Annotated in this window: 18 protein-coding genes and 1 pseudogene; 11 read left to right on the forward strand and 8 right to left on the reverse strand. The window is 67.5% G+C overall.

What is annotated here, in order from left to right; all coding sequences use genetic code 11:
• The first annotated feature begins 39 nt into the window (after positions 1 to 39).
• From Q0D57_RS01775 to Q0D57_RS01785, 3 genes are all read left to right on the forward strand, one after another.
• Entirely contained in the window at positions 40 to 1,071 is a 1,032-nt protein-coding gene (locus Q0D57_RS01775) for a LacI family DNA-binding transcriptional regulator (RefSeq protein ID WP_291037154.1), read from the forward strand.
• Between the two features lie 119 nt (positions 1,072 to 1,190).
• Entirely contained in the window at positions 1,191 to 1,694 is a 504-nt protein-coding gene (locus Q0D57_RS01780) for an RpiB/LacA/LacB family sugar-phosphate isomerase (RefSeq protein WP_291037157.1), read from the forward strand.
• A gap of 36 nt (positions 1,695 to 1,730) precedes the next feature.
• Complete coding sequence (locus tag Q0D57_RS01785) at positions 1,731 to 3,065, forward strand: MFS transporter (protein ID WP_291037160.1); 1,335 nt, start codon at positions 1,731 to 1,733, stop codon at positions 3,063 to 3,065.
• Between the two features lie 123 nt (positions 3,066 to 3,188).
• Here Q0D57_RS01785 and aceB read toward each other — a convergent pair whose 3' ends face one another.
• Together aceB and Q0D57_RS01795 are read right to left on the reverse strand one after the other, a co-directional pair.
• A complete protein-coding gene (aceB, locus tag Q0D57_RS01790; RefSeq protein ID WP_291037163.1) occupies positions 3,189 to 4,835 on the reverse strand; it encodes a malate synthase A in 1,647 nt (548 codons plus the stop codon).
• 173 nt (positions 4,836 to 5,008) lie between these two features.
• Positions 5,009 to 5,488 carry a MarR family transcriptional regulator gene (locus tag Q0D57_RS01795; protein WP_291037166.1) on the reverse strand — a complete coding sequence of 160 codons (480 nt, stop codon included), beginning with the start codon at positions 5,486 to 5,488 and terminating at the stop codon, positions 5,009 to 5,011.
• 98 nt (positions 5,489 to 5,586) lie between these two features.
• Between Q0D57_RS01795 and Q0D57_RS01800 the strand changes: the two genes are divergently transcribed.
• Complete coding sequence (locus Q0D57_RS01800) at positions 5,587 to 6,585, forward strand: alpha/beta hydrolase (protein ID WP_291037169.1); 999 nt, start codon at positions 5,587 to 5,589, stop codon at positions 6,583 to 6,585.
• Here the strand turns inward: Q0D57_RS01800 and Q0D57_RS01805 are convergent.
• Positions 6,568 to 7,842 carry a GNAT family N-acetyltransferase gene (locus Q0D57_RS01805; RefSeq protein WP_291037172.1) on the reverse strand — a complete coding sequence of 425 codons (1,275 nt, stop codon included), beginning with the start codon at positions 7,840 to 7,842 and terminating at the stop codon, positions 6,568 to 6,570. The two genes, Q0D57_RS01800 and Q0D57_RS01805, sit on opposite strands and share 18 nt — an antisense overlap.
• A gap of 184 nt (positions 7,843 to 8,026) precedes the next feature.
• Here Q0D57_RS01805 and Q0D57_RS01810 point away from each other — a divergent pair, with 184 nt between their 5' ends.
• Entirely contained in the window at positions 8,027 to 9,460 is a 1,434-nt protein-coding gene (locus Q0D57_RS01810; protein ID WP_291037175.1) for an XRE family transcriptional regulator, read from the forward strand.
• A gap of 95 nt (positions 9,461 to 9,555) precedes the next feature.
• Here the strand turns inward: Q0D57_RS01810 and Q0D57_RS01815 are convergent, their stop codons facing one another.
• The 3 genes from Q0D57_RS01815 to Q0D57_RS01825 are packed head-to-tail and all read right to left on the reverse strand — an operon-like array spanning position 9,556 to position 10,917.
• Positions 9,556 to 9,900 (reverse strand): hypothetical protein, encoded by a 345-nt coding sequence (locus Q0D57_RS01815; RefSeq protein ID WP_291037178.1) that lies wholly within the window; start codon positions 9,898 to 9,900, stop codon positions 9,556 to 9,558.
• Positions 9,900 to 10,334 carry a prevent-host-death protein gene (locus Q0D57_RS01820; RefSeq protein WP_291037209.1) on the reverse strand — a complete coding sequence of 145 codons (435 nt, stop codon included), beginning with the start codon at positions 10,332 to 10,334 and terminating at the stop codon, positions 9,900 to 9,902. Before Q0D57_RS01820 ends, Q0D57_RS01815 begins: the two co-directional genes overlap by 1 nt.
• Before the next feature lie 58 nt (positions 10,335 to 10,392).
• The gene (locus Q0D57_RS01825; RefSeq protein ID WP_291037181.1) at positions 10,393 to 10,917 is read right to left on the reverse strand and encodes a hypothetical protein; all 525 of its coding nucleotides are present in this window, start codon (positions 10,915 to 10,917) and stop codon (positions 10,393 to 10,395) included.
• 233 nt (positions 10,918 to 11,150) lie between these two features.
• Between Q0D57_RS01825 and Q0D57_RS01830 the strand changes: the two genes are divergently transcribed.
• Positions 11,151 to 11,423, forward strand: a complete 273-nt coding sequence (locus Q0D57_RS01830; protein WP_291037184.1) for a hypothetical protein — start codon at positions 11,151 to 11,153, stop codon at positions 11,421 to 11,423.
• 20 nt (positions 11,424 to 11,443) lie between these two features.
• Here the strand turns inward: Q0D57_RS01830 and Q0D57_RS01835 are convergent, their stop codons facing one another.
• Positions 11,444 to 12,466 (reverse strand): aldo/keto reductase, encoded by a 1,023-nt coding sequence (locus Q0D57_RS01835; RefSeq protein ID WP_291037187.1) that lies wholly within the window; start codon positions 12,464 to 12,466, stop codon positions 11,444 to 11,446.
• 91 nt (positions 12,467 to 12,557) lie between these two features.
• On the opposite strand from Q0D57_RS01835, the gene Q0D57_RS01840 reads away from it, so the two are divergent.
• On the forward strand, positions 12,558 to 13,124 hold the full coding sequence (locus tag Q0D57_RS01840) for a helix-turn-helix domain-containing protein (RefSeq protein ID WP_291037191.1): 567 nt from the start codon (positions 12,558 to 12,560) through the stop codon (positions 13,122 to 13,124).
• 59 nt (positions 13,125 to 13,183) lie between these two features.
• Positions 13,184 to 13,687 carry a DinB family protein gene (locus Q0D57_RS01845; RefSeq protein WP_291037194.1) on the forward strand — a complete coding sequence of 168 codons (504 nt, stop codon included), beginning with the start codon at positions 13,184 to 13,186 and terminating at the stop codon, positions 13,685 to 13,687.
• On the opposite strand, the gene Q0D57_RS19390 is transcribed toward Q0D57_RS01845, so the two are convergent.
• Entirely contained in the window at positions 13,611 to 14,096 is a 486-nt protein-coding gene (locus Q0D57_RS19390) for an MFS transporter (RefSeq protein WP_366518569.1), read from the reverse strand. The two genes, Q0D57_RS01845 and Q0D57_RS19390, sit on opposite strands and share 77 nt — an antisense overlap.
• A 507-nt stretch (positions 14,097 to 14,603) precedes the next feature.
• Between Q0D57_RS19390 and Q0D57_RS01850 the strand changes: the two genes are divergently transcribed.
• The 3 genes and pseudogenes from Q0D57_RS01850 to Q0D57_RS01855 all read left to right on the forward strand — a co-directional run.
• Positions 14,604 to 16,487: a P-loop NTPase fold protein gene (locus Q0D57_RS01850; protein WP_291037197.1), complete on the forward strand. Its 1,884-nt coding sequence runs from the start codon at positions 14,604 to 14,606 to the stop codon at positions 16,485 to 16,487.
• A 61-nt stretch (positions 16,488 to 16,548) separates the two neighbouring features.
• Positions 16,549 to 16,692: pseudogene (locus Q0D57_RS19395) on the forward strand (hypothetical protein); the annotation flags it as partial.
• 42 nt (positions 16,693 to 16,734) lie between these two features.
• The coding region (locus Q0D57_RS01855) for a helix-turn-helix domain-containing protein (RefSeq protein ID WP_291037200.1) at positions 16,735 to 17,269 on the forward strand (535 nt) is incomplete at its 3' end.

A 17,269-nucleotide genomic window follows, 5' to 3' on the forward strand; every position in this document is an offset into this window, starting at 1 on the left:
TCCTATGCTGGTGAAACGTTTCCACACCGAGGCGGTCCCATGTCCACGATCAAGGATGTCGCGCGGCGCGCGGGCGTCTCGCTCGGCACCGCGTCGCGCGTGCTGAGCGGCAGCGCGAGCACCTCGCCCGAGTCGCGCGCCAAGGTGCAGGCGGCCGCCGCCGAGCTCGGGTACATCACCCACGGGCCCGCGCGCTCGCTCCGGCGCTCGCGCACCGACGTGCTCGGCCTCCTGGTCTCCGACATCCGCAATCCGTTCTTCTCCGAGCTCGCCCACGCGGCCGAGAGCGAGGCGATGAAGCGCGGCTACACGGTGCTGCTCGCGAACGCCAACGAAGACGAGGTGCAGGCCGACGAGTACCTGCGCATCTTCGCCTCGCAGCGCGTCGACGGCCTCCTGCTCTCGCCGCAGGGGCCCGTCACCCCTCGACTGGCAGCACTGCTGGCATCCCGGCTGCCCGTCGTGCTGCTGAACCGCAGCGTCGAGGGTCTCGATGCCCCGCTCTACGCCACCGACAACGCCCAGGGCGTGGGGCTCGTGCTCGACTGGCTCGAGCGGCGGGGGCATCGCGACGTCGCGTTCGTGGGCGGTCCCGTCACCATCTCCACGGGAGCCGAGCGCCAGGCCGCCTACATCGCCGGGCGCGAGGCGCACGGCATCAGCACCGACGACGCCTTCGTCGACGCGGGCGACTTCCTCGCCGAGGGGGCCGCGGCAGCCATGATCCGGATCCTCGACCGGGGCGTGATCCCGACGGCCGTCTTCGGCGCGAACGGCCCCACCACGCTCGGCGCGCTGCGCGGGCTCCGTGAGCGCCTGGGCGTCGAGGCCGCCTCGCGCATCGAGGTGATCTCGTTCGACGACCTCGAGTGGTTCGAGTTCGTCTCTCCGCCGATCACCTCAGTGCGGAACGACGCCGCGGCCATCGGCCGGCTCGGAGTCGCCGGGTTGATCGACCTGATCGAGGGTCGCGAGGCCGTGTCGGCGCGCATCGCGATGTCGCTGGTCGACCGGTCGCTGATGTCTGGCCCACTGGTGGATCGCCCGCAGACGGGTCACCGCGTTCCCTGACCCCTCCGGATCCGGCGTTTGCCAAACGTCGCCTCCTGGAGCATGATGGTCCCCATCGCCCGTGGAATCGTTTCCATGGAAACGTTCACACGCCCCGCTCCCCTCGAAAGGACCACCGCATGCGCGTCGCCGTCGGAGCCGATCACGCTGGCTTCCCCGTGAAGCAGCGCGTCATCGACGCGATCGAGAAGCTCGGCCACACGGTCATCGACCGAGGCACCGACAGCACCGACCCCGTCGACTTCCCCGACATCACCGAGGCCACCTGCGCTCCCGTGCTCGACGGCACCGCGGATCGCGCCGTGCTCGTCTGCGGCACGGGCGCCGGAGCGATCATGGCCGCGAACAAGATCCCCGGCATCCGCTGCGGGCTGGCGAACGAGACCTACTCGGCGCACCAGGCCGTGGAGCACGACGACGCGAACGTGATCGCGCTCGGCGCCTGGCTCGTGCCGCCCGCGTTCATCGACGACATCGTGGCCGAGTTCCTGGCTGCGACCTTCGACGATGACGAGGACACCCGCCGCCGTGTGGCGAAGCTCAACGCGCTCGACGAGCTGATGCCGGGCACCGGCTCGGCGACCACCGGGCCGGCCGCCGCCGATCCGGTCGCCACCCCCTGACCCACCCCTCCCCCACACGATCAAAGGAGATCCCCCGTGACCACCACCGCGACACCTCCGCAGAAGTCTGCGCTGGGTTCGAAGGACCGCAACAAGACCGCGATCGCGGCCGCCTTCGGCACGAGCGTCGAGAACTACGACTTCATCGCCTACGGCACCGCCTCGGCCCTCTACTTCGGCGCCGTCTTCTTCCCCGAGAGCGACCGCTTCGTGGGCACCCTGCTCTCGTTCGCCACGCTCGCCGTCGGCTTCCTGATGCGACCGCTCGGCGGCGCAGTGGGCGGCTACCTCGCCGACCGCTTCGGCCGGAAGCCCGTGCTCGTCGGCGCGATGATCGTGATGGGGGCGGCGACGTTCCTGATCGGACTGCTCCCCACCTACGCGCAGATCGGTGTCGTGGCGCCGATCCTGCTCGTGGTCATCCGGATGATCCAGGGCCTCGCGTTCGGTGCCGAGTGGGGCGGGGCCATCACGATGGCCTACGAGCACGCGCCGTGGAACCGTCGCGGCATGTACGCCGCCATCCCGCAGGCCGGCAACCCCGTGGGCATCGCGCTCGCGAGCGCCATGTTCCTCGTGTGCGCCAACCTCGAGGGCGACTGGCGCTGGCGCATCCCGTTCCTGCTCAGCGCCGTGCTCGTGATCGTGGCGCTCATCGTGCGCTCGCGACTGTCGGAGTCGCCCGAGTTCATCGACGCCAAGGTGGAGGGGAGGATCGAGAAGAACCCGTTCCTCACGACCATCCGCCGCGACTGGAGGAGCATCCTCCGCGTGATCGGCCTGCGCATCGTGGAGTCGTTCGCCTACTACTCGACCGCCACCTACCTGCTGAACTACCTCACCGAGCGGTTCCCCGACATCCGTCCCACCGCCCTCGGCGCCATCACGGCGGCGAGCATCGTGGCGGTGTTCGTGACCTTCCTGGCGGGCTCGCTCACGGATCGCGTGGGCCGGAGACCCCTCTACATCGGGGCGTGCATCGCCGCGATCCTGTTCGCGTTCCCGATGTACCTGCTCACGAACGACGGCACGCCCGCCCTCGTCATAGCGGTCTTCATCTTCGGCATCGGCTTCATCCACGCCACCCTCACCGGCAATCAGGGCTCGCTCCTCACCGAGCAGTTCGGCACCTCCACCCGCACCTCGGGCGCCTCGCTCGGCTACCAGATCGCGGCAGCCCTCGGTGGCTTCGCGCCGCTGCTCGCCGCCGCGCTCGTCGGCTGGATCGGCTGGCCCGGAGCGTCGCTGCTCTACATGACGGCCGCGGTCGTGGGGCTCATCGCCATCCTCGTGACCCGCGAGACCTACGGCCGCGCCGAGCGTGCCCGCATCAACGCGCTCGTCGCAGAAGAGAAGTCGCGCGCCGCGTAGTCGCTTCGGCACACTCCGCCGCTGACGGAGGAACTCCCGCCAACGGAGGAAGTTCCGTCCAACTCGCGCGAACGGAGGAGATTCCGTCCCCATCCGGACGAAACCTCCTCCGTTGTCGCGTGCCTACGCGGCGACGGGCTCCCGCGCCGGCACCACGTCGACGAGGTAGTGCGCGTACGCCGGGATCGTGAGGAACGTCGGGAAGTCGTCCTCGAGGGCCACCATGCGCAGGATGTTCTCCGCGTCGTCGAACCGGTCGTCGAGCGAGCGGTCGAGACCGCGGATGACGTCGTGCAGCTCCGCCTCCACGTGGGCCCGCGTGATCGCCGTGCCCTCCGACGTCACGATGCCCTGGTGGATCCACTGCCACAGCTGGGAGCGCGAGATCTCCGCCGTCGCCGCATCCTCCATGAGGTTGTCGAGCGCCGCCGCGCCGACCCCGCGCAGCCAGCTCTCGATGTAGCGGAGCGCCACCGACACGTTCGACCGCACTCCCGCATCCGTCACCGCGTGCGTGATGCCCGAGAGGTCGGTCAGCTGCGCCGCCGTCACGTGCACCTCGGGCCGCTGCCGCTCGACCTGGTTCGGCCGGTCGCCGAGCACCGCGTCGAACTCGGCGCGGGCGGTGGGGATGAGATCCGGATGCGCCACCCACGTGCCGTCGAAGCCGTCGCCGGCCTCGCGCCGCTTGTCATCCGACACCTTCGCGAGCGCCTGCGCCGTGATCTCCGGATCGCGCCGGTTCGGGATGAACGCGCTCATGCCTCCGATGGCATGTGCGCCTCGCTTGTGGCAGGTCTGCACGAGCAGCTCGGTGTAGGCGCGCATGAACGGCACCGTCATCGTGATCTCGGAGCGGTCGGGCAGCACGTAGCTCCGCCCCCGGTCGCGGTAGTTCTTGATCAGGCTGAAGATGTAGTCCCAGCGGCCGGCGTTCAGGCCCGCCGCGTGGTGGCGCAGCTCGTAGAGGATCTCGTCCATCTCGAACGCCGCCGAGATCGTCTCGATCAGCACGGTGGCGCGCACGGTGCCGTGCGGGATGCGCAGGGCGTTCTCCGAGAACGTGAACACGTCGTCCCAGAGCCGCGCCTCGAGGTGGTTCTCGAGCTTGGGCAGGTAGAAGTACGGCCCGCGGCCCTTCTCGATCAGCGCGGTCGCGTTGTGGAAGAAGTAGAGCCCGAAGTCGACGAGGCTCGCCGAGGCGGGGCGCGTGTGACCCGCCCGATCCGTGTAGCAGAGGTGCTTCTCCACGAGGTGCCAGCCCCGCGGGCGCATCACGATGGTCGGGGTTTCGTCAGCCGTGACCCGGTAGGTGCGGCCGGCGTCGTTCGTGAACTCGATCCGGTCGCGGATGGCGTCGAGGAGACTCAGCTGCCCGCCGATGACGTTCGACCAGGTGGGGCTCGTGGCGTCCTCGAGATCGGCGAGCCAGGCCTTCGCGCCCGAGTTGAGCGCGTTGATCGTCATCTTCGCATCGGTCGGGCCCGTGATCTCGACCCGGCGGTCCTCGAGACCCGGGCCCGGGCCCGCGACGCGCCACGAGGCGTCGTCGCGCACGGCCGACGTCTCGGGCAGGAACCGCAGGTCGCGGCCGTTCTCGATGGCCTTGCGGGCGCGCATCCGCTCGGCCAGCCGCTCCTGACGGCGGCCGGCGAACTGGTCGTGCAGGCGGGCGAGGAACTGCAGCGCCTCCGGGGTGAGGATCTCGTCGAAGCGCTCGTGCAGCTCGGCCGCGACGGTGATCCTGGAGGGGATGGGGTGGGGAGACATGGTCGGTGGGTCCCTTCGTGCGGTCGAATTCTGCGTGCGAGATCGACTCTGCCGCCCGGAGAGGCCGTCTTCACCACCTGGTCGCGCAGAAGATCGCGACTATTTCTGACCGCCAGAAGAACGGAGCGCGCTCGGCGGCGTCGGCACGCCGACGACCGCGGCGACCGCTCGGATCACTCGTCCCCGTCGACCCCGCCCGCCGACCAGCCCGGCGAGTCGAGCCGCACCGCGTTCTCCCCCACGAGCGTCTGCAGCACCGCCTCCGCCTGCTCCAGGGCCTCGGCTCCCACGTCGAGCTCGAGCTGGTTGCGCAGTTCCTCGAAGACCGCCTCCCCCTCGCTCATGAGCGAGTGCCCCCTCTCGGTGATCATCAGGCGCATCTTGCGGCGGTCCGCCGGATCGACCTGGCGAGAGACGTAGCCCCGCTGCTCGAGGGTCGCGATGGTCCTCGCCGCGGCCTGCTTCGTCACCGAGGTGGCGCGCCCGAGCTCCGAGGCGTTCTGGGCGCCCGAGCGGATCGCGTGGAGCGCGAAGTCGTGCACGGGCCGGACATCGGGATAGCCGCGCCGCCCGAGCTCGATCGTCGCTCGATCGGCGAGCGTGCGGAAGCCGGCCAGCATCAGGAGCGCAAGGTCTCCGCCGCGACGAGTCATGGGTCGAGTCTAGAGACGGCTTGATATCGACAACCGTGTTGTCTATTCTAGAAAGACAACATAGTTGTCGAATCGTACCGTCGAATCAAGGAGAGATCATGACCGTCGTCGAACCCGCGGGCGCCACCATCCCCGGCGTCACCCACCACCGCACCCGCCTCAACGGAGTGGATCTGCACTACATCACGGCCGGATCCGGTGGCGTCACCGGGTCAAGCGAGTCCGGCGGCGTCACCGGATCCACGATCCTCCTCGTGCACGGCTGGCCCGAGACCTGGTGGGCCTTCCGCGCCCTCATCCCCCTGCTGGCGGAGAGCCACCACGTCGTCGCGGTCGACCTCCGAGGCTTCGGCGACTCCGGCACCAGCAACGGCACCGGCACCGGCACCGGCACCGGCAACACCGCCGACTTCACCGAGCAGGCCTTCGCCGACGACCTCCACGAACTCGTCGCCCACCTCGGCGGCAGACCCGTGCACCTCGTCACCCAGGACATCAGCGGCGGCCTGGCCTTCCGCTTCGCCGCCACGCACCCGGATGAGGTGCTCAGCTTCACGGCGATCGAATCGTCCCTGGCCGGGTTCGGCCTCGAGGCCCTCGCCGACGTGAACGCCCACGGCTCGTGGCACGTCGGGTTCCTCGGAACACCGGGCATCCCCTCCCTGCTCCTCCCCGGCCGGGAGCGCGAGCTCCTGGCCGAGTGGGCGTACCCGATGATGAACGCCACCGACGGAGCGATCCTCCCCGCCGACCTCGACGAGTTCCTGCGCACCTACTCACGACTCGGCGCCTGGCGGGGAACCGAGGGGCTCTACCGCTCGCTCTTCACCGACGCCGGTGCCACGAAGGCTCTCGCGGAGGCGAGCCCGCTGGCCGTCCCCGTGCTCACGATCGACGGCGCCAACGCCCCGTTCACGGAGCTGTCGTTCCGCCCGGTGGCGGCGGGCGACTTCACCGCGATCCGCATCGACGGCGTCGGCCACCTCGTGGCGCAGGAGGCACCCGCGGCTCTGGCCGAGGCGCTCCTCGGCTTCGCGGGCGGCATCGATCGTGGTGACCGGATCAGCGGATCCAGGGGATCAGACCCGCGCCAGTGACCGGATGTCGTCGAGGAAGAACTCCGCGTCGTCGCGCGACACCGTCGCCCGGGTGCCCGAGATCGCCGTGAGGTAGTGCTCGAGCTCGGGGCCGGCCGTCGACGGCACGGACTCGTCGTCGAACAGGGCCGTCTCGAGCGCCGACTGCGAGGCCTTGCGCGCGGCGAACTCGATGTCGGCGGGCGAGAAGCCGTCGGAGTGCTCCACGAGCGAGGCGACGTCCACGTCGCGCGACGCCTCCGGGAGGTAGCGCGACCAGATGGAGGCGCGGGCCTGCGCATCCGGGAGCCCGATCGGGATGACGTAGTCGAAGCGGCCGTGCCGGAGGAAGGCCGTGTCGAGCGCGCGGATGAAGTTGGTGGCGCAGACGAGCAGCCGGTTGGGCTTGTCGCGGAAGGCGGGGATGATCTTGAGGAGCTCGTTCGTGACCCCCTGCAGCGCGGAGGGCGGTTCGCCGCCGCGCTGCACGGCGATCTCCTCCACCTCGTCGATGAACACCACGGCGTGCTCGAGCTCGTCTATCTTCACGAAGGTCTCGCGGAGCGCGCCGGCCAGCCCCGCCGGATCCGCGGCTAGGCGCGAGGGGAACACCTCCACGAACGACCACTCGAGCCGCGAGGCGATGGCCCGCGCGAAGGTGGTCTTGCCGGTGCCGGGCGGGCCGAAGAGCACGACCGCGCTCGGCGGCACGACGCCGAACTGCGCGGCCAGGTCGGCGTTGGCGAGCGGCGCCACGAGTCGTCGCTCGAGCAGCTCCTTCTCGGCCTGCATGCCGCCGATCCCCTCCCACAGGTCGCGCGGCAGGATGCGCCCGCCGAGCTCGGAGAGGGTGTCGAGCTCCTTGCGCTGCACCGGCAGCTGGCGCTCGAAGTAGCGCAGGTTCTTCTTGGCCACGAAGCCCTGGTCGCTGAAGGCGTCGGTGCGCACGGCCGACTCCGGCAGCAGCACCGAGAGCTTCTGCAGGCCGAGCCCGGCCATCCGCTTCTCGAGAGCGGCGAGCATCCGCTTGCCCACTCCCCTGTCCTGCCACTCGGCCTGGGTGGCGACGAACACGATCCAGCCCTGCGCGTGGGCGGCGCGGCCCACGGCGGCTCCGATCACGCGGTCGTCCTGCACGGCGACCACGGCGTGGTCCTCCTGGCACGACGAGATGACCTCGGAGAGGCCGTAGACGGGGTCACTGTCGATGCGGGTCTCCTCCCAGAGCCGCAGGACGGCGTCGATGTCCTCGGGGTGGAAGTCTCGGACGCGGAACATGACGTTCCTCCTCGGGTCGGTCGCGGTCGAAATGTTGCTGTCGTTCGACTCTGGGGCCGTTGTGGGCGATCTTCCGGGTCTTTCCGGTCAGAAATTCGGCGCTTCTTCTGTTTTCAGAAAGATGAGGCGATGAAACACTGCCGGTATGCCCTCCACGCCGCACGCCCCGTTCGATGATGAGTCCATGCTCGATTCCCTCACCATCGGCCGCCGCATCCGCCAGCTGCGCACGGAGCGCGGCCTCACCCTCGACGCCCTCGGCACGGCCATCGGGCGAGCACCCTCCCAGGTCTCGGTGATCGAGAACGGCAAGCGCGAGCTCAAGCTCGGCGAGCTGCAGCGGTTCGCGACGGTGTTCGACATCAGCGTCGACCAGCTGCTCTCGGCCGAGCCGCCGTCACGGCGCGCGGCACTCGAGATCGCGCTCGAGCGGGCGCAGCGCGGTCCGCTCTTCGCGACCCTCAGCCTGCCGCCCCTGCCCGTGCGCAAGTCGCTCTCCGACGAGGCGATCGAGACCATCCTGGGCCTGCACCGCGAGCTCGAGCGCGTGCACAACGAGCGTGCGGCGACGCCCGAGGAGGCGCGGCGCGCGAACACGTCGCTCCGGAAGGCCATGCGCGAGCGTCACAACTACTTCGCCGAGCTCGAGCAGACGGCGGCGTCGCTGCACGCGGCCGTCGGGCACACGGGTGGTCCGTTGTCGCAGCGGGTGGCCTCCGACCTGGCGTCGCACCTCGGCTTCACGCTGCACTACGTGGGTGACCTGCCGGGTTCGACCCGCTCGGTCACCGACCTCCGCAACGGCCGCATCTACGTGCCGCTCGGTCAGTCTCCGGATGCCGACCCGCGCTCGGTCGTGCTGCAGGCGCTCTCGTCGCACGTGCTGCAGCTCGGCGAGCCGCACGACTACGCCGAGTTCCTGCAGCAGCGGGTGCAGACGAACTACCTCGCGGCCGCCCTCCTCATCCCCGAGAAGGGTGCCGTCGACATCCTCTCGGCGGCGAAGGATGCGCGCGAGCTGTCGGTCGAGGACCTGCGGGATGCGTTCGGTGTGAGCTACGAGACGGCGGCGCACCGCTTCACGAACCTCGCCACTCAGCACCTCGGCATCCCGGTGCACTTCCTCAAGGTGCACGAGTCGGGCACCATCTCGAAGGCCTACGAGAACGACAGCGTGATGTTCCCGACGGATGCGCTGGGTGCGGTCGAGGGGCAGACCGTCTGCCGGTTCTGGAGCGCGCGCCGCGTGTTCGACGTCGAGGACCGCTTCAGCCCCTACCACCAGTACACCGACAAGCCGGCGGGCACCTACTGGTGCACGTCGCGCATCCAGCCCTCGGCCCGCGGCCAGTTCTCGGTCTCGGTGGGCACGGCGTTCGCGCACGCGAAGTGGTTCCGAGGTCGCGACACCCCCAACCGCTTCCACTCCGGATGCCCCGACGAGTCGTGCTGCCGCCGGCCCCCGGAAGGCCTCGCCTCCCGGTGGTCGGGCCACGCCTACCCCTCGGCCCGCCTCAACTCGTCGCTGCACGCAGCCATGCCCACGTCGGGCTTCACGGGGGTCGACACCACGGAGGTCTTCGAGTTCCTGGAGCGGCACGCCCCGGCGGCGCTCTGAGCGCGACCTACCGCCGGATTCCCTGCGATCGCAGCGCTGGCAGGGAGGACCCGGCTTCGGTCTACCCAACCGCCGATTGCGCCGCACCGCAGGCTCTACTTGGTGGCGTTCGGGTGATGCGTTTGCACCCGCTCGAGGTACACCACCTGCCCCGACACGAAGAACCAGATACGGGCGTCGCCCTGCCTCGAGGGCTTGAGCTGCCATCGCACATGCTCTGCTCCCCCGCGCAGGACGATCCCGAGCTCCCCCTTCAACGGGTAGTTCGTCGGTGTCACGTCGAGCGGTGTGCGCGTCAGGAAATCCCACGCGTCGACGAGCACATTTCGACTCGTGGCGCGAAGGTCAGACCAGCCCCTCTGCGCCTGGACCGATGCGAAGCGGATCTCGTACTCGCTCTTCTTCGTCGGACGCTCGACCTTCGCCTCCTTGCCTGGCATCAGGGGCGGTCGACCAGAAGCTCATCGTCGAGCCAGTCGACGGGTGAGTCGTGCAGTCCGGCGGCGAGCGCCGACGCTGTCTCGCGCCATGAGGTCAGCTCTGCGGCGATCAGGTGGTGGTGCCCGGTCGCGAACGACGCCCGCGCAGCATCCACGAGATCCCGAGCACACCGCTCGCGATCGGCCGGGCTCAGAGCGAGCATCCAGGGATAGGCGTTGGCCATCCGCTCGGCGAGAGTCCCCCGCTCATCGATGGCCACCGCAATGAGCTGTGCCGCGAACTGGAGCAGCTGCTCGCGGGCGTCCGCATCCCGCTGCGACATCAGAACGAGGTTCTCGCCATCGCGCCGGGTCACGCTGATCGGACCCTCCTCGGCTGCCGCGAAGAGACGTGGGGCATTCCGGCTGAGGTCGGACGAGGGGTACGCACGCATGAATTCATCGTACTTCAGAACATGATCTGAAGTACGTCGAGCGATCGCGCCCATCGAGTCAACCGCCGTGAAGGCACGACCCCATGTCGACCCCGGCTTCGGAGAGCGCCGTGACCTTCTCATGCCGTGTCTCGGGGACGGCGAGTCCGTTCTCGCGCAGGCAAGCATCGAGCAGGGCTCCATCGGTCTGCTCGTCCTGGTGAGCGACCTGCCACGACTCGTCCACATCCCTGAACTCGGTGTCGTAGCAGCGAGCGTCCGTCCCATCGTCGGTCGCCTCTGACAGGCACCGGGCATCGATGATCGTCCCGCTGTCATCCAGAACGTCGACCGTGTAGCCGCTCTCCGCCATGCACGCCCGAAACCTCTCGAAGCCCGCGCGGTACTCAGCGCGATCGACCAGCCCATCCGCCATCGCCGCTGCCTGGGCCGCAGAGGGCGAGTACTCGGGGCTCGCTCCCGCGTCGGCAACTGCCGCGGTGGTGGCGCATCCCGACAGTCCGGCAGCGACGATCCCCAGTGTTCCCGCAACGACGACCAGACGATTACTGCTGCTTCTGCGGCGCACATTCAGCAACATCATCGCGGCCATTCTCGCTCGAAGTTCATCCGTTGCATCGACCGTAGGACTCGGCAGGGCACCCGTCTATGAGTAATTGACAATGGACGTTCCCGCAGGGTGACGGCCGTGGGCCTGACGTTCCGGTGGAGCCATAGTCCCCTCGCCCGCTTCGCGGTCTCCCGCCAGGCCCGATGCCGATGGCTCCACCGGAACGTCAGGCCCACGGCCTCCGGTTGTTCCGCGAGGATTGAGGCATGGGAGACGACGGTTCGTTCGAGGTCGAATCTCGGTGGAAGGAGCAGGTCTTCTACTGGGAGGGTGAGCGCGGGTATCTGTTCGACGCCGGGTGGGGTGTCTCGCCGCCTGTGCTGTATGTGCCGCCGGCCGAGGAGTGGGATGCGAGCACGCCGGTCTGGATGCACGGACGGCGGGACCTCATCTTGTCACGGCTCGAAGCGCGCTCCCGTCACCGGATCGAAGAAGGGCCGTACCCGCACTCGCAGGGGGAACTCACCCGGGAGGTGTGAGGGGCGGGCGCCCTCGAGCGTTACCGCGCAGACCTCGACGAGGCGGGGCGCCGACGCAGCGCCGCATCCTCGACCTCGGGCCCCCGGTAGACCATGTCCATCGCGCCGATGCTCTCGCCAGGGGGAACGATGGCGTCGATGCGGTCGAGGATCTCGTTCGAGAGCGAGACCTCGGCACCGGCGAGGGTGTCTTCGAGCTGCTCCATGGTGCGAGGCCCCGCGATCGCCGAGGTGACTCCCGGATGCGCGATCGTGAACGCCATCGCCAGGTGCGTCAGCGGGATGCCGACCTCCTGTGACAGCTCCACCAGCTGTTCGATGGCAGCGAGCCGGCGCTCATCCCGGAAGTGCCGCATCCCGGTGCCGGCCCGGAAGTTGTCGTTCGTCTGCCCCGCGCGGTACTTGCCCGTCAGCGCACCACCGGCGAGCGGGCTGTAGACGAGCGTGCCCATGCCGTAGCGCTCGGTGACGGGCAAGATCTCCCGCTCGATCTCGCGGTCGAGGATGGAGTAGTTCGGCTGCTCGGTGCGGAACCGCTCGAACCCGCGTCGCTCGGAGACCCACTGCGCCTCGACGATCTCGGATCCGCGCATCGACGACGTGCCGATCGCCCGCACCTTGCCCTGCCGCACGAGGTCGGTGAGGGCCGAGAGCGTCTCGTCGATGTCGGTCTCGGGGTCGGGCCGGTGCAGCTGGTAGAGGTCGATGTGGTCGGTGCGCAGAGCACGGAGGGAGCGTTCGACGGCCTGCATGATCCAGCGGCGGGAGGCGCCGCGGTGGTTCACGTCGTCGTCGACGGGGCCCCAGAACTTCGTGGCGAGCACGACCTGGTCGCGCCGGCCGGCGAGCGCTTCGCCGACCACCTCCTCGGAGTCCCCGTAGCGGTCGGCGGTGTCGATGAAGTTGATGCCGGCGTCGAGGGCGCGGTGGATGATGCGCACGCCCTCCTGGCGATTGGGGTTGCCGAACGAGCCGAGCATCATGGCGCCCAGTGCGTATGGAGTCACCTTGATTCCGGTGCGGCCGAGGGTTCGATACTGCATGGGGTCCTCCTGTTAGGATCAGATACGGAACACCTTTCCGCTACGTCATTCACTATACGGAACATTGTTCCGCTTAAGCAAGGGGGGCTTTGTGACGGCATCGACCGAACCGCGCAAGGTGCGAGCGGATGCCCGCCAGAATCTCGACGCACTCCTCACCGCAGCGCGGACGGTGTTCGCCCACTCAGGGGTGGATGCGCCGGCTCGCGAGATCGCCACGGAGGCCGGCGTGGGCGTCGGCACCCTCTACCGCCACTTTCCCAACCGGGCCGAGCTCGTCGCGGCCGTCTTCACCACCGAGATCGATGCGACCGCCGCGGCCGCGGCCGAGCTGCTGGAGTCGCATCCGCCCAAAGAGGCACTCGACCTCTGGATCACCCGCTTCACCCGCTTCGTCGCCACCAAGCAGGGGCTCTCGGCGGCGCTGCGGTCAGGGGATCCGGCGTTCGACGCCCTTCCTGCGCTCCTCATCGGAAAGCTGGGGCCTGCGCTGACCGCGTTGCTCGACGCAGCTGCGGCGACTGGCGACATCCGCGAAGACGTCGACCCCCTCGAACTCCTCCAGGCCGTCGGCGACCTGAGCCATCGCGCCCCCTCCCCCGACGGCTCACCGAACCCGATGGTGCGCCTCCTCCTCGACGGCCTCCGCACCCGGTAGAAGTGGCGCGCGAGGCCCGCACGAGTGCGCTCGCGGACCCGCTCGGAGATACTCGATGCATGGAACGCACCGATCACCCCAAGGCCTGGGACGAACGATCGACCCTGCTCACGATGCTGCAGTACACCCGCGACACCGCCATCAAGAAGTCGACGGGTCTGACGGATGCGCAGGCCGCAGCCGCCCCGATCGCCACGTCGCCGCTGATGAGCGTCGGTGGCGTGCTCAATCACATGCGCTGGGTCGAGCACTCCTGGATCGAGAACCGCTTCGTCGGCGGCCCCGACCTGGGGCCGTGGACCGACGAGTCCCCCGACCAGGAGTTCGTCGACGGCTCCATCCTGCCCTTGCAGACCGTGATCGACGGCTACCGCGCGCAGGCAGCCACGACCGACGAGATCATCGCCCGCCTGCAGCTCGACGACCGTTCACTGACGGCATTCCGCTCGGGCGACCATCCGACGCTCCGCTGGGTGATCCTGCACCTCATCGAGGAGAACGCCCGCCACAACGGCCACCTCGACATCCTCCGCGAGCTGGCCGATGGCACCACGGGCGACTGACCGCGCCTAGAGCGACAGGTAAAAGCGCATCGCATGGTCGACCTGCTGCATTCCCCAGCCGGGCGCTCCCCCGCGGGCGCCGAGTGGCTCGATCGCTGATCAGCAGCACCTCTAGGCAGGCCTGAGCGAGCACGAGACCACCGACGATCGTGGTGGCCTGGAACGAGGCGAAGAATCCGCGGTGGCCCCGCGTGCCCGGCTCCGACAACAACACGGCGGCCACGTACTCACCCCCGATGGCGATGACCTGGAGGATGCTCGCGACCACGAGGATCACGGCCGCCCACGCCCCGACCGGGCGTGCGGTCGGGGCAATCGCGAGAGCGACGGATCCGGCCGACATCATCGTGGCCGCCGCAACGAGTGCCCGTTGCCTGCCTCGCGTGTCGCGAGTCGGCCGAAGAGCCAGGGGCCGAGCGGGCGAACCACAAAGGTCAGGGCGAAGAGCCCATCAACGTAGAACAGTGAATCGGGCGAATCGGGATCGAAGAACTCGGAACGGAAGTACGCAGCAAAGGTGGCGTAGAGGTAGAGGTTGAACTACTGCACGAAATTGGGCACTGAACGCCGCCCTATTTCACGAATTCATTCCGAACGAGTCCCGCCCCGAGCACCGATACGGGAGAAACCGACACGGTCGCCTAGGCCTACAAGAACGTACGCTAGGCCTTCCGCAGCGCCCCTATTGGCGCCGGCGCAGGACAGTCCTCGGTCCTCCTTGAGCGCCCGCCGCGTCTTCGAGGTCGGGGGTCCTCTTCATATACTGGGCGTCCCCCTTAGATCCGCTTGAAAGCACTTACGGTCAGCACGACCTTCTCGAACATGAAGGAGCGACGGATGGGCTCAGAATCCTGGTTCTCAGATGATGCGTCTCCCTCCGTGGCCCCGCTACGGTCGTAAGACCTTTCTTGAGCGGATGTGGGAGATCATCCGCTACGCGCAAGGGGTGCGCTCTTCCACGGTGTTCGGCCTTGTGGGTCCGTGGGGAACCGGAAAAACATCAATGATCGACTGGATCAAGTCAGCAGCCGAGACCAATCCCGACAAACCTAAGTGGTCAACCGTCACTTTCAATCCTTGGGATTATCAGGACGCGGCATCACTGCAGGCGGGCTTCTTCGCAGAACTAACCGAGGTGTTCGGAGGCCCATCACGACCCGACGAGGTGCGCCGCCGAATATCGGCTTTTGGCCGCAGCGTGGCCCCATTCGCATCGCTCGGCGCGATCGTCGGATTCGACCTGAGTTCCAGCGTAGACGCGGCGGCCAAGTTGTTGGATGTCGACCGCAGCGTTGCTGTCACGCGTTCCAGACTCGAGTCGAGCCTTGAGGCAGCCAAGACACCCGTGCTTGTGATTATCGATGATCTAGATCGCGTGTCGGCAGAGGAGCTCCTCCTTACCCTCAAGCTCGTGCGTCAGCTTGGACGGCTCCCGTACGTTCACTATCTGCTCTCTTACGACGAGACGACGATTCTCGACGTGTTGACGAGAACCTCCCTGATTGGGGAAGGTTCGCTAGGTCGCGCACGCGACTACATGGAGAAGGTCGTTCAGGTGAGGTTTGATGTTCCGGCGCTTCGACCCTCTGACGCTGTGCGCCTCACGAACCAGGGACTTTCGGACCTCGCTGAGGACGGCCGGATGCAACTCAGCCAGGAAGATTCGAACCGATTCAGCTCGGCATACTTTGGCTTCATCGCGGCACGGTTGGACACACCGCGTGCAATAAAGCGCTACTTTTCCCAACTTCGCCTCCTGGCGCCAGCAATGGGGTCGGAACTGGACCTCGTCGATTTCCTCGTTCTCACGTGGCTACGAACCGCCGAACCAGCTGTGTATCAGCTTCTCCAACGGAAGCGGGCCGACTTGATTGGATCCCCAAGATCGTCGACGTCATATGGACGGAGCAACCGCGACCATCTGGAGAACCAGGGTGCGGAATGGCGGCGCCAAATCTCAGATTCGGGGACTCGACCTGAAGATATTGAAGGCGTCGGCTTGGCTATCGGGTTCTTGTTCCCGAAGTTTAGGGAAGCCTGGTCGACCAAACCAACTGATGCCTACCGACCACGCACGCTGGGCATCGCTCAGGACGTTTATTTCGACAGGTATTTTAGCGTTGGTGTGCCCGAGGATGACATAGCGGACGACACAATTCGCGATGCGTTGAACGCTTACTCGACCGGAAACGAGGAGCGAAGCTCTGCTGTGATGCTGGTACGAATTGCGCTTGAAAGAAACCCTGAGTTGGTGGTCGGCAAGATCTCTCGAGAACTCGATGCACGAAGGCCGACGGAGCCCGGAGTGTTCCAATGGGTAGCCACAATTCACAAAGACCTGCCACTCGACAACACCTTCCTCCCGCCGGCACAACAGCTTGAAGCAGCGGTCGCCCTGCTATTGCGAAGCATGAACGAGGAGCAGATTTCCGCCGCTGTCGACTCACTGGTGGCGTCAGGAAACAGCGAGTTTCTGGTTGGCGTCCTTTATCGGGCTACTCACGAATACTCCGCCGAACCAACCCCATCGATAGCGCTGACTGAGAGGCAACTCGAGAGGGCACGCAGTCTCATGGTTCATGAATTGGCGGATTCAGACCCCCAGCGCATGTCGACCTCCGCTAGGAGTGCGGCTTGGAGCTGGTCAAGCGTCGACCCCGTGGGGTTCCGCGACTGGATCGAGTCGCTGCGAACGCGTAGAGGAGAGATTGAAGCCCTTTGCTTCTTTGTGAACTCAGGGGTATCACTTGGCACCCGGACTCCGATTTCACGGCTCAGTGTCGGCAACGCTCGAATCTGAGGCCGATGCGACGCGGTGGTTTCCATCCATCGTTGCAACGTGAATCCCACTGTTGGAGGTCATGTTGTCTACTCGTCGCATTCCAAAGGGTCCTGGGCGTCGCCCGAAGTCGCTTGCGCGTCAGCAGTTCATGGAGATGATTGCGCATGGCTGGGGAGTTCGTGCTGCCTGTCGCGAGCTCGGCATCAGTCGCGCATCGGGACAGAGGTGGAAAAACGGCGGGACGGTGCGAATGAAGAATGGCACGGTGAAATTCGTGCCGCCGCTCGACCCGCTTGCAGTTCGGGTCATCTCGCCCCGGTTCCTGTCCGAGGACGAACGAATCCAGATCGCTGACCTGGCCAGTCGCGGTGCCGGCCCCACCGCGATCGCAGCCATCCTCGGGCGCGCCCCATCGACGATCAGCAGAGAGCTGCGCCGCAACTTGCACTCGTCGGGGCAGTATCGGCCATTCCACGCGCAGCGTCAGGCCGCACTCCGCCGTCGTCGGCCTCGGACATCGAAACTGATGAGCTCGACGGCGCTTCACGCGTTCGTGAAGTCCAAACTCAGCGCCCGGTGGAGTCCGCAACAGATCAGCCGGGCTCTGACGACAGAGTTCCCCTCCGACCCGACCATGAGGGCCTCGACAGAGACCATCTATCTGGCGATCTACCGCCCGGGAGCGAGGCTGCTACGAAGGCCGGACCCATCGCCGCTGCGCACAGGGCGGGACCATCGCCGCGCTCATACCCGGCAGGTCCGATCTCGTCGGAGGTTCGCGCAACCGATGCTCAGCGTCC

Origin of the sequence: Herbiconiux sp. (assembly GCF_023264895.1) — a bacterium.
Lineage (GTDB): Bacteria > Actinomycetota > Actinomycetes > Actinomycetales > Microbacteriaceae > Herbiconiux.